Consider the following 14,993-nt stretch of genomic DNA (forward strand, 5'->3'; position numbering starts at 1 on the left):
TGTGTTAGTGGTGTTGTGTGTTGGTTTTCGCGGGTGGTTGCGACATTCTCGGAAGGCAGCCGACCAACGGTCGGCTCTACCGGCGAGGAGAGCAGCCGACCAACGGTCGGCTCTACCGGCGAGGAGAGCAGCCGACCAACGGTCGGCTCTACCTGTTGGTGTCAGAAGGTGGTCTGCAGCGCGAACTCAACGCGCGAGCCGGCGTTGCCGGGGAACAGGCGTTGGGCGGCGCGGTCGGTGTCGTGCGCGGTCAGGCGCAGTTCCCACGGGCCGTGGACGCGCCACACGGCGCTGAGCTGGCCGTGCAGGTAGTCCTCGCCCTGTGCGCTGTCGAGCCAGTAGTGGCCCACCGCACCCTCAAGGCGCCAGGACTCGCCCAGCGGCAGGCGGGCGCCGAGCTGGGCATAGGTGCCGCCGTGGCCGCCGGCCAACGCGTTGTCCGATACGCCCACCTGCAGCCAGTAGCGCTGCTGCCAGGTGAGCGTGCCGTTGAGCTCGGTCCAGTCCAGGTCCACGTTGGCGGACGGGTACAGGTAGCGGGTCAGGTTGACGTCCGCCGTCCAGTCGGTCGCCACTGCCCCGCTCCACCCGGCCACCAGGTCGAACTCGCTGCGTGCACCGTTGTCGGGCTGGAACGACACGCCCGAGCCCCATGCCGAGGCATACCAGCCGCGCGCACTGCTCAGCTTCACGCCGGCCTGCACGGCCGGATCGCCATCGCTCTGCGAGCTGCCGCGCCAGACGTAATCCGAGGTCAGGCTGGCGTTGCCCTCCACCGCGGCCGCCGCCGCACCACTCATCACCAGGCCCACCAGCAGGCCGCTGCAGCGGCGCACCAGGCGCCCTTTCAGTTGTTCAACCACCACGTTTCCACTCCAGGGACGGCGGCGCCGTCGAGGCGTGCAGTGTTCCCGGGGCGGCCGTAAAGCGGCTATGGCCCACTGGCAGGATCGGCGCAAAATCGCTGTAAATCCTGCGTTTCGGGATGGCACGAGGGGCGCGCGCTATCATGGCCGCTCCAACCTGCTGCGAGTAATCACGTGGACGCGATCCTGACCCCGGTATCGATTGGCGAGCTGATCGACAAGATCACCATCCTGGAAATCAAGGCCGAGCGCATCACCGATGCCGCCAAGAACGCCAACGTGCGTCTGGAGCTGGAGGGTCTGTTGCCGCTGTGGCAGGAACTGCTGGCCGCGCAGCCGGGCCTGGACGCGCTGAAAGCCGAACTGAAGGTGATCAATGCCCGCATGTGGGACATCCAGGACCAGCTCCGCGACAAGGAAGCGGCCCAGGACTTCGATGCGGTGTTCATCCAGCTCGCGCGCGGTGTTTACGGCACCAACGGCGAACGCGTCAAAGTAAAGAACGAGATCAACCGCATCGCCGGCTCGCAGCTGGTCGAGGAAAAGCAGTACCAGGGCGAGTAGGCCCTCGGCCCAACGCCGGGCTTAGAGCCCGGTGGCGGCCATGAAGCGTTCGCGGTCCTGCTGGGTACGCCGCCGGATCTCGGCGAGCGCTTCATTCTCGGTGGCTTCCAGCATCGATTCGAACAGCCGCTGGAAGTGGTTGCGCATGGCTAGGCGGGCAGCGGCCGGGTCGCGCTGACGCAGGGCGTCGAGAATGGCGGTGTGTTCTTCGTCGCGGGTGTCGTCGTCGTTGTGGCAGACGTTGGCATAGACCTGCTTCACGCGCGGCAGCTCGTTGCGCATCCGCCAGATCAACTGCACGCAGTGCTCCACCACCGGATTGCCGGCGATGCGCGCGATGGACAGGTGGAACTGACGGTCGGCCTCGCTGGCGGCGGCCTCGCCCGAGGCCGGGTCGACCATCGCGGCGATCAGGCCGGCCAGATCCTGCAGTTCGTCATCGGTGATGCGGCTGGCGGCCATCGCCGCCGCTTCGGCCTCGATCACCGCACGGGCGGCGGTGAGATCGAACGCCGAGACATCCGGCAACGCGCCGGGTGCCTGCGACGGGCGGGCCTTCACATAGACGCCCGAGCCGGTCTTGATGGTGATCAGCCCCTGCGCTTCCAGCGCGATTTCCGCCTCGCGCACCGTCACCCGGCTGACGCCCAGGCGTTCGGCCAGGTCGCGTTCGCCCGGCAGGCGCGAGCCCGGCGGGAACTCGCCTTTCTCGATCAGCGCGACGATTTCGGCGGCAATGGACTGGTACAGACGGGGTTCGGACATCATCAAAGGCCTGGCTGACAGGTGGCTGGGGACCGACACGCGGGCCGCGCCCTCAGAGAGCGGCGCGGTCCTGGAACCGCGCCACTGACCTCAGAAGCGGTAGCGCACCCCCAGATAATAGCGCCGCCCGTAGGTGGTGTACTCGCGGAAGCTGCCGAGGATGGGCATATCCGACACCCGCGGCTCGTCGGTGAGGTTGCTGGCCGACAGCGATACCGACAGGTGCTTGTTCACCTTGTAGGTGGCGCGGAAGTCCAGCGAGCCATTGTCCCGCACGTAGCGGTTCTGCGACGGGTCGCCGACGAACTGCTGGTAATAGTCCGAGCGGTACTTGTAGATCGCCTGCAGATCCAGCTTGCCCAGGCCCCAGTAGACCTGCGCCGACGCCACATGCCTGGACAGGCCGAAGATGTTGGCCGGCTCCACGATGCCCGGGGTGACCACGCCGGTGGTGGGGTTGGTGGACTCGCCCAGGCGCAGGTCTTCGGTCTTGAAGTTGGAATCGGCGTAGTTGTAGCTGGCCTTCACACCCAGCCCGGAGAAGATGCCCGGCAGGTAGGAGAAGCTGTGCGAGGCGGTGAACTCCACGCCGAACAGATCGCTCTTCTGGTCGCTGGTGGCCAGCTGCTCGACCGGCACCGTCACGCTCTGGCCGTCGATGTCGAAGGTCTCATCGACAATCACCGGCATCGAGCCGCCGTTGAACTGCTTGTAGTACACCGCCGTGGACACCATCGTGTCCGCGTTGGCGTACCACTCCAGCGACACGTCGGCATTCCACGACATCAGCGGCTTGGCGCGCGGGTTGCCGGTGGCGGTGATGCTGCGCAGCGCGTCGGCGACGCTGCTGAACTCGGCATCCACCTCGCCCAGGTTGAAGGTGCGGCCGAAGCCTTCGGCGGCCAGGTCCGGGCGCGACATCGCCCGGTAGGCGCCCACGCGCAGCAGCAGGTCCGGGTGCAGTTCGAAGGCGGCATTGAAGCTGGGCAGCCACTCGGTGTTGCTGGACTTGAGCACCTGCGAGGTGAAATCGCCGGTGGGCTGCAGGGTCACGGTGCCATCGGGGTTGTTGACCACGTCCAGGCCGCTGCGCAGCCCGACCGAACGCACCTCGGTGCGTACGCCGCGCACGCCGATGTTGCCGGTCACCGGCAGGCCGAACCATTCGGCGCTGTAGTCGCCCATCAGATACAGCGCGCTGGTCTTCTCGGTGACATCGTTGTTGGCCGGGTTGCGCAGGTCCGCGCTGAGGCCGGTGTCATCCTTGCCGGTGAAGGCCTTGAACAGGCAGCGGCTGTCGAAGCTGGCCCAGCGGTCGATGGTGTTGCCGCTGGCGTTGGCCAGGAAATCGTCCTGCGGGAACTCCTGGCGGCAGGCCAGGTTCGCCGCGCGGATCGCGGCCACATTCGTGGTGGTCAGGTCCACCGTGTCGGTGTAGTCGGTGTAGGTCGCCTCGGACCGGCGCAGGCCACCCTTGATGGCGGTGAAGAAGCCGCTTTCCGGGGTGAACGCGGCATCGAAGCGGCCGGCGCGGATGGTGTGTTCGCGATGCTGCTGGCGGCGGCGCACCAGCGCCGAGTCGGTGAAGTTGTCCGGGTTGTTCACATCGAACGCCGGGTCCAGGGTGATGCTCGGCACATCGCCGCTGTAGTCGTAGGTGTAGTCGACGTAGCGGGTGTTCTTGATGCCGCCCACCGGCTTGCCGTTGACGTCGGTACGGCCGGCGCGCAGGCGGGTGGAGCGTTCGATCTGGTCGCGGCGCGTATTGGAGTAGGACAGGTCGGTGGAGAGCGTCCACGCCGGGGTCGGCCGGAAGATCACGTTCAGGCCGCCGCCGGTGTACTCCTCCTTGCGCTCCAGGAAGTTGCCGGTGGAATCGACCGTGGTGCTGCCGGTGTGGTGCAGCAGTGCGCCGTCGTCGCTGACCACGCGGTTGTTGAGGTTGCGCATCATCGAGGACAGCGACAGGTCCGAGCGGTCTTCGGTGTAGTCGCGCTTGGAGAACTGGTAGTCCAGGTTCACCTCGACCGCATCGTTGGGCCGCCACTGCAGCGCGGCGAACTGCGAGTCGCGCTTGTCGTGCTCGATGAACTGGCGGTAGATGCGGCTGCTGGGCACCAGGTAATACGGCACGCCGTTGGCCACCTGGTTGCCGTTGACCTGGGTGCAGTTGCGGGTGGCGCCCACCACTTCGCGGCCGTCGCAGGCCACCCAGGTGGAGCTGCTGGAGAGCATCTCTTCGGGGTTGCTGCCTTCCAGCGCCTGCACGCCGATGGATATGCCGAGCTTGCCGGCAGCGCCCATGTCGAACTGGTCGATGTAGCTGGCCGTGCCGCGCCAGCCCACACCGTCCTTGTCCTTGAGCCGGTCGTCGTACTCCTGCCACGTGCCGCGGCCATCCAGCTGGATGTTGCGCTTGCCGTACTCCAGCGGTTTGACCGTTTCCATGTTGACCGTACCGGCCACGCCGCCTTCGACGAAGTCGGCGCGCTGGGTCTTGTAGATGGCCACGGTGTTGATCAGCTCGGACGGGAACTGGTTGAAGTTCACCGAGCGGTCGCCGCTGCCGTTGGTCGCCTCGCGGCCATTGAAGGTGGACGAGCCGAGGAACGGGCCCAGACCGCGGATCGAGATTTCCGACGCGCCGCCCTTCTCGCGGTGGGTGGAAGCGCCGGTGATGGTTTCGATGGCCTCGCCGATCGACAGCGCGGGCAGGTCGCCGATGTCGTCGGCGGCCAGCACGTCGGAGACCACGGTCTCCTCGCGCTTCTTGTCGATCGAGGTCTGGATCGTGCCGCGGATACCGGTCACCTGGACCTGGTCCAGGGTGGTGGCCTGCGCCGGCGGCGTTGCCGGGGCATCGGCATCCTGTGCGTGGGCCAGCGGCAGGGCCGCGGTGGCGCACAGGGCGTAAAGCAGTGCGCCATGCAGCGCAGTGTGGCGAAGGCCTCGTGGCGAGGCCGTACGGCGGTCATGCAACATCGTGATCTCCCTCCCAGGATGGATCGTCCGACTACACGGATTCGATCCGGACAATTCACGGTTGCTGGACCAATGTCAATGAATTGGTACTAAAGTCTACCCCTGTGATCCACCCAGACCACTTTGGCGGTATTTAATGTGCGGATGCAGCAGGAATATGCGCAACAGGCCAACCACATGCACCTAAAGTGGTATGCGATTGTGGTTGACGCGCGCCGCGCACGACCTGTTACGATCCGGACTCGCGTTCGACGCCACGGTTGATCTGGGAGGGTAAGCCTGTGACTTTGCACCATTCGCGTGCGCCAAAGGCGCTGCGCCCGCTTGCGGCGGCCTTGGCCGCAGGCCTGCTGCTCGGCGCCCTGCCGGCATTCGCGGCCGATCACCTGGTCCACGATGCCGCCGGCTACGCGCAGGTGGCCGGTCGCCTGCAACCCGGCGATACCGTGATCCTGGCCGACGGGGTCTGGCGCGATTTCGACCTGCTGCTGCGGGGTAACGGCACAATTGGTCAACCAATTAAGGTGACGGCCCAGACCCCCGGCCGCGTGATCCTCAGTGGTCAATCGCAGCTGCGGCTCGCCGGCGCCTACCTGGAGGTGTCCAATCTGGTGTTCCGCGATGGCTGGGCGCCGGGCGGCGAGGTGGTCTCCTTCCGCGCCTCGTCGAAGGAATGGGCCAACCACAGCCGCGTGACCGGCGTGGTGATCGACCGCTACAACAAGCCGGACCGCCAGCAGTCGGACAACTGGGTGGGGATGTACGGCCAGCACAACCGCTTCGACCACAATCAGCTGGTGGGCAAGACCAATGCCGGCACCACCCTGGTGGTGGTGCGCAACGCCACCAGCGGGCTAGACAACCGCCACCGCATCGACCACAACTGGTTCGGCCCGCGTCCCAACCTGGGCAGCAACGGCGGAGAAACGCTGCGCGTAGGCACCAGCCACGATTCGCAGTCCGATTCACGCACGGTGGTGGAGAACAACTGGTTCGAACACTGCGACGGCGAGGTGGAGATCGTCTCCAACAAGTCCGGCGGCAACCTGTACCGCGGCAACGTGTTCTTCGAATCGCGCGGGTCGCTGGTGCTGCGCCACGGCCACGGCAACGTGGTGGAACGCAATGTGTTCCTGGGCAACAACAAGCCGCACACCGGCGGCGTGCGGGTGATCAACCGCGGCCAGGTCGTGCGCGACAACTATGTCGAGAACGTGGCCGGCGACAACTTCGCCGCCGCGCTGGCGGTGATGGCCGGCACCCGCGACGCGCCGCTGAACCGCTACGAGCAGGTGGCCGATGCGGTGATCGAGCGCAACAGCTTCATCAACGTGCGCCAGCTGTTCCTGGGGGCGGGGCTGGATGACGAACGCAACGCGATGCCGGTCAACAGCCGCATCACCGCCAACCTGTTCATCGGGGATGGCGGGCAGGCACTGCTGCGCAGCCAGGGCGACCTGTCCGGCATCACCTTCAGCGCCAACGTGCAGAGCCCGGCCGTCTCGGACGGCTTCCCGGGCGGGGTCAGCGCGCGCCAGGTCACCCTGCAGCGCGCGGCCAACGGCCTGCAGTATCCGGTGGATCCCATCGCCGCCGGGGCGCCGCGCGACCTGGCCCCGATCGCACGCGACCAGGTCGGTGTCGCCTGGTACCCGAAGGTGCTGGAGGCCACCGCGCTGGACAGCGGCCGCCTGCGCCAGGTGGCCCCGGGCGAGGACACCCTCACCCGCGCCATCGCGGCCAGCGCGCCGGGCGACCGCCTGCAGCTGCAGCGCGGCCAGTACCGGGTGGACCAGGTGCTGGGCGTGAACCACCCGCTGAGCGTGATCGGCCCGGCGCGCGGCCAGGCACGCCTGCAGTTCACCCGCCCCTCCCTGTTCGAGATCCGCGCCGGTGGCTCGCTGGCGCTGTCGCGGCTGGACATCGACGGTGCCCTCGCCCCGGATGCGGCCGGCAATGCGGTGGTGCGCATCGCACCGGGCAGCCAGGCGTTCAACTACACCCTGCTGATCGACGACAGCCGCATCCACGGGCTGACCGCCAACAAGGCATTCGATGTGGTCAACGCCGGCAAAGGCAGCCTGGCCGCGCGCATCGCGATCAGCAACACCACGGTGGACGACATCAGCGGCAGCGTGATCGCCGCCGCCGCCGAGACCGACGACCTGGGCACCTACAACGCCGAGCAGGTGGACATCGTCGATTCGCGCTTCACCCGCATCGGCGGGCCGCTGCTGGAGCTGTATCGCGGCGGCACCGACGAGAGCACGTTCGGTCCGTCCCTGCGCGTGCAGGGCAACCAGCTGCAGGCCGTGGGCGTGGCCGGCGACACCAGCCTGCGCCTGCATGGCGTGCAGCAGGCCACGCTGGTGGACAACCAGTTCGCGCACAGTGGCCGCGTGCGCTTCAGCCACCGCGTGGGCGAACCCCGCCTGCGCGTACGCAACAACGTGCTTACCGCCACGGCGGCAATGCAGTCCGATACCCCAGCCGAGACCCTGCCATGATGCGTTCCACGCCCCTGTTGCTGCTGCTGGCGGCTTCCCTCGGTCCGGCCGTGCTGCCCAGCGCGCAGGCCGCACCCGCCCGCACCCAGCAGGCAGCCGCCGATGCGACCGCTCCGGTGCTGGTGACGCCCACGCAATGGACGCAGATGCGCCAGGAAGGCGCGCGCTTCCCCCTGTTCGCGCGGGAACAGCAGCGCGCCGAACAGCGCGTGCGCGCGATGATGAAGGCCGGCATCGACGTGCCCGTGCCCAAAGACAAGGGCGGCGGTTACACCCACGAGCAGCACAAGCGCAATTACCAGGCCATCCAGGCCGCCGGCGCGCTGTACCGGCTGACCGGCGACACGGCCTATGCCGATTACGCGCGCGATCTGCTGCTGGGCTACGCCAAGCTCTATCCCGGGCTCGGCGCGCACCCGCAGGGACGCGGCCAGATTCCCGGCCGGCTGTTCTGGCAGACCCTCAATGACTCGGTGTGGCTGGTCAGCGCGGTGCAGGGCTACGACGCGATCCGCGACACCCTCAGCCCCGCCGACCGCGCCACCATCGACACCCAGGTGTTCCGGCCGATGGCCGACTTCCTCAGCGGCACGCCGGAGAATTTCGACAAGATCCACAACCACGCCACCTGGGCGGTGGCCGCGGTGGGCATGACCGGCTATGTGCTGCGTGATCCCACTTACGTGGACAAGGCGCTGAAGGGCAGCCGGCGCGATGGCAGCGCCGGCTTCCTCAAACAGGTGGACCAGCTGTTCTCGCCGGACGGCTATTACGAAGAGGGCCCGTACTACCAGCGCTATGCGCTGGCACCGTTCATCCTGTTCGCCAACGCCATCGAGCGCAACGCGCCGCAGCAGGGCATTTTCAAGCGCCGCGACGGGGTGCTGCTGAAGGCGGTCGATGCGCTGGTGCAGACCAGCTATGCCGGCTATTTCTTCCCGATCAACGACGCCATCCTGGACAAGGGGCTGGACACCGAGGAGCTGGTGGCCGGCATCGACATCGCCTACGCGCAGACCGCCGATGCGCGCCTGCTGTCGGTTGCCAAGGCGCAGAAACGCGTACTGCTCTCGCCCGAAGGCCTGCAGGTGGCCCAGGCGCTGGCACAGGACAAGGCCAAGCCGTTCGACTTCGTCCCCACCCTGCTGCGCGACGGCCCGGACGGTACCGAGGGCGCGCTGGCGATCCTGCGCATGGGCGGCGCCGACGGCCAGGCGCTGGTGATGAAGAACACCAAGCAGGGCATGGGCCACGGCCACTTCGACAAGCTCAACTGGCTGTTCTACGACAACGGCCAGCGCGTGGTCACCGATTACGGCGCAGCGCGCTTCCTCAACATCGAAGCCAAGTCCGGGGGCATCTACCTGCCGGAGAACACCAGTTGGGCGCGCCAGACCATCGCCCACAACACGCTGGTGGTAAACGAGCAGAGCCACTTCGGCGGCGACTGGAAGAAGGGCCAGGCGCTGGCGCCGACGCCGCTGCTGTTCGCCACCGGCACCGATACGCAGATCGCCTCGGCGCGCATGGAAGGTGCCTACGACGGCGTTGCCTTCACCCGTACGCAGGCGCTGCTTTCGCACCCGGCACTGGGTGAGCCGGTGGTGCTGGACCTGCTGCGCGTCACCGGCAGCAAGGCGGCGCGCTACGACCTGCCGCTGCATTTCAATGGCCACATCATGGCGGTCGGGTTCAAGACCCAGTCCGCAGTGGCGGCGCGGCCGGTGCTGGGCAAGGCCAACGGTTACCAGCATGTGTGGATCGATGCGGCCAGCGAGCCCACGAGCGAGGCACGCAGCCTCACCTGGCTGCTGGACGGCCGCTTCTACACCTACCGCTTCGCCAGCACCGCGCCGTCGCGTGCGCTGATCGGCGAGAGCGGCGCCAACGATCCCGCGTTCAACCTGCGCCGCGAACCGATGCTGCTGCAGCGCGTGGATGGCCAGGCCGCCACCACCTTCTATGGCGTGCTGGAACCACACGGCAGGTACGACGGCACCGCCGAAACCGTGCGCGGCGCCAACAGCCGCATCGACCGCATCGCCCACTACCGCGGCAAGGATGCCGACGTGCTGGTGCTCGACCTGGCCGGCGGCCAGCGCATCGCGCTGGGCATCGCCGACGAGCCGGGCAAGGCCGGCAGCCATGAGGTCAGCGGCGACGGACAGCGCTGGCGCTGGGAGGGCGGCTGGAAGCGCTTCGACACCGGTACCGCTACCGGCAAGGACAGCAAATGAAGGTCACCACGCAGGCCCGTACCTACGTCCGTTGGCTGATCGTGGGTTTGATCGCCGTGGCCACGGTGATCAACTACATCGACCGCAATGCCCTGGCCGTGATGTGGCCGCAGATATCCAAGGATGTCGGCGCGACCAAGGAAGACTACGCGCTGCTGGTCACCGTGTTCATGCTGTTCTATGCGGCCGGCCAGTTCGTGTTCGGCCGGCTGTTCGACATCATCGGTACACGGCTGGGCTTCGCCCTGTCGATCGCGGTGTGGTCGATCTCCATCGCCCTGCATTCGGTCACCCATTCGATCCTGTCCTTCAGCCTGGTCCGCGCATTGCTTGGCATCAGCGAGGCCGGCGCGTGGCCCGGTGCGGTGAAGGCCAACGCCGAGTGGTTCCCGGCGCGCGAGCGCGCGCTGGCGCAGGGCGTGTTCAATGCCGGTGCGTCGATCGGCGCGATTGTGTCGGCACCGCTGATTGCCGTGCTGTTCCTGTGGCTGGGCTGGCGCGGCACCTTCATCCTGATCGGCGCGATCGGCTTTGTGTGGCTGCTGCCCTGGCTGATCATCTACCGCGCCGGCCCGGACAAGCACCCGTGGGTAAGCGCGGCCGAGCGGGCGCTGATCCTGGATGCCCCCACCGAACAGCCGGCCGTGCCCAAGGCGGAGTACGTGCCCAACGTGCGCCAGCTGCTGGGCCACCGGCAGACCTGGGGCATCCTGATCTCGCGCTTCTTCCTCGACCCGATCTGGTGGCTGTTCGTGTCCTGGCTGCCGATCTACCTGGCCGACACCTTCGGCTTCGACATCAAGCAGATCGGCATCTTCGCCTGGGTGCCCTATGTGGGCGCGATGATCGGCAGCCTGGGTGGCGGCTGGTTGTCCGGCCGCCTGATCGGCGCCGGCTGGAGTGTGGACAAGGCGCGCAAGGTGGTGATCACCCTGGGCGGCGCGATCATGGCGCCGGCGCTGCTCGGCGCCGTGCTCGCCACCGACCCGGTCTGGGCCGTGGTGACCATCGCCTTCGTGCTGTTCGGCTTCCAGATCGCCATCGGCAACATCCAGACCCTGCCGGGCGACATCTTCAGCGGCAAGTCCGTCGGCTCGGTCGCCGGCCTGGGCGGCATGGCCGCTGTGGCCGGCACGCTGATCACCACCTGGCTGGTGCCGGCGATGACCCATCAGTCCTATGCCCCGATTTTCATCCTGGTGGCCGCACTCGTGCCGGCCTCGCTGCTGGCGCTGTGGCTGGTCACCGGCCGCGTCGAAAAACTCGACGGCCCGACCACACCGCGCTGAGCCGTCCTTCCCTTTCCCCCAACGCACTACTGGAGTATTTCCATGACCCAATTCAACGACAAGGTGGCCATCGTCACCGGTGGCGGCCGTGACATCGGCCGCGAGATCTCGCTCAAGCTGGCCGCTGCCGGCGCCAAGGTCTGCATCAACTACGCCAACGACGAGGCCAGCGCGCAGGAGACCCTGGCGCAGATCCAGGCCGCAGGCGGCACCGCGATCGTGCACCGCGCCGACGTCACCAACGCCGCCGCCGTGGCCGGCATGGTCGCGGCCACCCAAGCCGCGTTCGGCGAGCGCATCGACGTGCTGGTCAACGTTGCCGGTGGCATGGTGCAGCGCCGCCCGCTGGCCGAGATCGACGAGGCGTTCTTCCACAAGGTGATGGACCTCAACATGAGTTCGGTCTACCTCACCACCCACGCGGTGGTGCCGCACATGCCCGAGGGCGGCGCGATCGTGAATTTCGCCTCGCAGGCCGGCCGTGACGGCGGTGGCCCGGGCGCGGCGATCTACGCCACCGCCAAGGCTGCCGTGATGACCTTCACCCGCGCGATGGCCAAGGAACTGGGGCCGCGCGGCATCCGCGTCAACGCGCTGTGCTGCGGCATGATCGCCACCCGCTTCCACGACGAGTTCACCAAGCCGGAAGTGCGCACCGCCGTGGCCGGCAACACCCCGCTGCGCCGCCAGGGCCGCCCGCAGGAGGCCGCCGATACGGCGGTGTACCTCGCCTCGGATGCAGCCGGCTTCATCACCGGTGCCAACGTCGACGTCAACGGCGGCACCTATTTTTCCTGATTGACCGCTGACCGCCTGGGAGGGCTGCCATGCTGCGCTGGATCACTGCATTGTCGATTGCACTTGCCACCAGCGCCGCTGCGCTGCCCGCCCATGCCCAGGTCTGGGTGCCGGCGTGGACCGCCTCGCCGGCACCGGACCGCCAGGATGGCACCCCGGAAGCGCCCGTCCAGTTCGCGCACCAGACGGTGCGCCAGGACATGCGCCTGGCCAGCTCGGCCACCGCACTGCGCTTCCGCATCAGCAACGAACTGGGCGATGCGCCGCTGACCATCGGCGGCGTCACCGCTCACCGCACCGGCACGGCCACCCCGGCCAAGCTGGTCACCTTCAATGGTCGCAACGCGGTGGTGGTGCCGGTCGGCGCCGCGCTGCTCAGCGACCCGGTCGCGATGACCGTGCCGGCATTGGCCGACGTATCGCTGACCGTGTATTTCCCCGAACCGACCCGGCCTGCGGTGCGGCGCACCGCCCTGCGCATCGCCGACGGCCGCCAGGCCGAGGTAGGCGACAAGGTGAAACTGGCCTACCGGCAGAACGTGGTCTCCGCCGTGCTGGCCGAACGCAGCCGCACGCCGGTGGTGGTGGTCGCGCTGGGTGATTCGATCACCGAAGGCGCCACCGCCACGCGCGGCAGCAACGGCGACTGGCCGGCGCTGCTGGCCACCCGCCTGCAGCAGGCCTGCCCGGACCAGGTGGTGGTGGTCAACGCCGGCATCAGCGGCAACAAGGTCATGGACCACGGCCGCAGCCACAGCGCGCTGGCGCGGCTGGACCGCGATGTGATCGCCCTGCCCAACGTGAGCAAGGTGATCGTGTTCGAAGGCATCAACGACATCCGCCACGATGGCGGCACCTCGCCGAAGGCCGGCCGCAATGCCGAGGACATGGTGCTGGGCTACCGCCAGATCGCCGAGCGCCTGCACGCCAACGGCATCGGCGCGATTGCCGCCACCATCACCCCGTTCGGCGGCTCGGACCGCTACGAACCGCTGTCGGCAGCGACCCGCACCACGCTCAACACCTGGATGCGCGGCGGCCGCAGCGGCTACGACGCCCTGATCGACTTCGACGCGATCCTGCGCGATCCGTCCAACCCGGAGAACCTGCCCGAGGACATCACCCGCGATCACCTGCACCCCAATGACGAAGGCTACCGGCGCATGGCCGCCGGCATCGACCTGGGCCTGCTGGGATGCCGGGCGCCATGAGCGGGCAGCAGTTCGCGGTGGCCGCATCGGCCGGCCAGCGCTGGGATGCACTGGCGCTGGGCGAGGTGATGCTGCGCTTCGATCCAGGCGAGGGCCGCGTGCGCAACGCGCGCCAGTTCTCCGTGTGGGAAGGCGGCGGCGAGTACAACGTGGCGCGCGGCCTGTGCAGCACCTTCGGGCATCGCAGCGGGGTGTTGACCGCGCTGCCGCGCAACGAGCTGGGCGAACTGGCCCGGCAGCTGATCCAGGCCGGCGGCGTGGATGCCAGCCAGATCGTCTGGCGCGATTACGACGGCATCGGCCGCAACACGCGCATGGGGCTGAACTTCACCGAACGCGGTTTCGGCGTGCGCGCGCCGCTGGGGGTGTCCGACCGGGCAACCTCGGCCGCGTCTCAACTGCAGCCGCACGAGATCGACGGCGACGCGCTGTTCGGCAGCGACGGCGCGCGTTGGCTGCATACCGGCGGTATCTTCGCCGCCCTCTCCGAGCACAGCGCGCAGACCGCGATCGCCACCGTGCGCGCCGCACGCCGGCATGGGGTGGCGGTGTCCTACGACCTCAACTACCGCGCCAGCCTGTGGGACAGTCATCCCGATCCGGATGCGGCGCGTACCGCCAACTGCGCCATCGCCGCCGAGTGCGACCTGCTGATCGGCGACGAATACTCCTTCGCTGCCTGCCTGGGCATGGACCTGGCCGACCTCGGCCGACGTGCCACGCCGATGGATGTCGGCCCGGCCGACGCGGCGGCGCTGCGGGCACTGCAGCGCTTCCCGAATCTGCAGGCGGTGGCGTTCACTCTGCGCGATGCCGCCACGGCCGCGCGTCACGGCTGGGCTGGCGCCCTGCGCACCCGCGAGCGGCTGTTCCTCTCACGCACGCGCGAGGTGGACCTGCTCGACCGGGTGGGCGGCGGCGATGCATTCGTGGCCGGCGTGGTCCACGCCCTGCTCAGCGGCAAGGGCGAACAGGCGGCGGTGGAACTGGGCGCGGCGCATGGGGCATTGGCCATGTCCACGCCGGGCGATACCGCGTGCGCCAGCCTGCAGGAAGTGGAAGCGGTGGCCCGCGGCGACGGCGCAGCAGCGCGGCGCTGAGCCGCGCCGGGTCGATCAGGCCGTCGGCGGCACCGGCAACGCCTGCATTGCCACGGTCACGGCAGCCAGCAGGCGCGCACGGCTGGCGCCATCGCGGGCCTGGGTGGAGATGCCGTGCAGAACGGTGGCGTAGTAGTCGCCCAGCGCCTGTACGTCGGTGCCATCGGGCAGTTCGCCGGCGCTCGCGGCCTGCCGCAGGCGCGCGATGATCTGCGCGGTGCGCTGGCGGCGGTGCTCGGCCAGCCAGTCCATCACGGCTTCGTTCTCCGGTGCGGTACTGGTGGCCGCCGATACCACCAGGCACCCCTGCGCACGCCCGCGTCGGGTGTAGGTCAGCACCGCATCGTGCAGCATGCGCTCGATCGCCGGACGCACTGTCTGCTCGCGCAGCGCCCGGTCGGCAAAGCCGCCATCGCCCGCTTCGTAGAGCGCCACCGCCTCGCGGAACAACTGCTCCTTGCTGCCGAACGCGGCATAGATGCGCGCCGAGGCGATGCCCAGCGCTTCCACCAGCGCCGACATCGAGGTGCCCTCATACCCGCGCTCCCAGAACAGCAGCATCGCCTGCTTGAGGGCGTGGTCTTTGTCGAATTCGCGGGGGCGGCCGGCCATGAGCATCACTACGGATTGAAGCGGTGCGGCGATTCTATCCAAACCAGCCGTTGACCGGAACG

Annotated in this window: 11 protein-coding genes; 7 read left to right on the forward strand and 4 right to left on the reverse strand. The window is 68.3% G+C overall.

Going from position 1 to position 14,993, the window contains the following annotated elements; all coding sequences use genetic code 11:
• Positions 1 to 161 precede the first annotated feature (161 nt).
• On the reverse strand, positions 162 to 800 hold the full coding sequence (locus ACO6VK_RS13120) for a TorF family putative porin (protein WP_422507847.1): 639 nt from the start codon (positions 798 to 800) through the stop codon (positions 162 to 164).
• Positions 801 to 1,040: 240 nt separating this feature from the next.
• Between ACO6VK_RS13120 and ACO6VK_RS13125 the strand changes: the two genes are divergently transcribed.
• A complete protein-coding gene (locus ACO6VK_RS13125; protein WP_422507781.1) occupies positions 1,041 to 1,430 on the forward strand; it encodes a DUF6165 family protein in 390 nt (129 codons plus the stop codon).
• A 21-nt stretch (positions 1,431 to 1,451) separates the two neighbouring features.
• Here the strand turns inward: ACO6VK_RS13125 and ACO6VK_RS13130 are convergent, their stop codons facing one another.
• Together ACO6VK_RS13130 and ACO6VK_RS13135 are read right to left on the reverse strand one after the other, a co-directional pair.
• Positions 1,452 to 2,195 (reverse strand): FadR/GntR family transcriptional regulator, encoded by a 744-nt coding sequence (locus ACO6VK_RS13130; protein WP_411849605.1) that lies wholly within the window; start codon positions 2,193 to 2,195, stop codon positions 1,452 to 1,454.
• Between the two features lie 90 nt (positions 2,196 to 2,285).
• Positions 2,286 to 5,177 carry a TonB-dependent receptor gene (locus ACO6VK_RS13135; RefSeq protein ID WP_422507784.1) on the reverse strand — a complete coding sequence of 964 codons (2,892 nt, stop codon included), beginning with the start codon at positions 5,175 to 5,177 and terminating at the stop codon, positions 2,286 to 2,288.
• 281 nt (positions 5,178 to 5,458) lie between these two features.
• Between ACO6VK_RS13135 and ACO6VK_RS13140 the strand changes: the two genes are divergently transcribed.
• Genes ACO6VK_RS13140 through ACO6VK_RS13165 form a run of 6 tightly spaced genes read left to right on the forward strand, consistent with a single transcriptional unit; the run spans position 5,459 to position 14,319 of the window.
• Positions 5,459 to 7,684, forward strand: coding sequence for a polysaccharide lyase 6 family protein (locus ACO6VK_RS13140; RefSeq protein ID WP_422507786.1), 2,226 nt, complete (start codon positions 5,459 to 5,461; stop codon positions 7,682 to 7,684).
• Positions 7,684 to 9,921 (forward strand): oligoalginate lyase, encoded by a 2,238-nt coding sequence (locus ACO6VK_RS13145; protein WP_422507849.1) that lies wholly within the window; start codon positions 7,684 to 7,686, stop codon positions 9,919 to 9,921. The genes ACO6VK_RS13140 and ACO6VK_RS13145 overlap by 1 nt, the downstream gene beginning before the upstream one ends.
• Complete coding sequence (locus ACO6VK_RS13150) at positions 9,918 to 11,210, forward strand: MFS transporter (RefSeq protein ID WP_422507788.1); 1,293 nt, start codon at positions 9,918 to 9,920, stop codon at positions 11,208 to 11,210. Before ACO6VK_RS13145 ends, ACO6VK_RS13150 begins: the two co-directional genes overlap by 4 nt.
• A 42-nt stretch (positions 11,211 to 11,252) precedes the next feature.
• Entirely contained in the window at positions 11,253 to 12,008 is a 756-nt protein-coding gene (locus ACO6VK_RS13155) for an SDR family NAD(P)-dependent oxidoreductase (protein ID WP_422507790.1), read from the forward strand.
• Positions 12,009 to 12,037: 29 nt separating this feature from the next.
• Positions 12,038 to 13,219, forward strand: a complete 1,182-nt coding sequence (locus ACO6VK_RS13160; protein ID WP_422507792.1) for a GDSL-type esterase/lipase family protein — start codon at positions 12,038 to 12,040, stop codon at positions 13,217 to 13,219.
• Positions 13,216 to 14,319, forward strand: a complete 1,104-nt coding sequence (locus ACO6VK_RS13165; RefSeq protein WP_422507794.1) for a sugar kinase — start codon at positions 13,216 to 13,218, stop codon at positions 14,317 to 14,319. Before ACO6VK_RS13160 ends, ACO6VK_RS13165 begins: the two co-directional genes overlap by 4 nt.
• Positions 14,320 to 14,334: 15 nt before the next feature.
• Here the strand turns inward: ACO6VK_RS13165 and ACO6VK_RS13170 are convergent, their stop codons facing one another.
• Complete coding sequence (locus tag ACO6VK_RS13170) at positions 14,335 to 14,931, reverse strand: TetR/AcrR family transcriptional regulator (protein ID WP_422507796.1); 597 nt, start codon at positions 14,929 to 14,931, stop codon at positions 14,335 to 14,337.
• Positions 14,932 to 14,993 lie beyond the last annotated feature (62 nt).

It is taken from the genome of Stenotrophomonas sp. GZD-301 (assembly GCF_049310345.1).
GTDB lineage: Bacteria > Pseudomonadota > Gammaproteobacteria > Xanthomonadales > Xanthomonadaceae > Stenotrophomonas.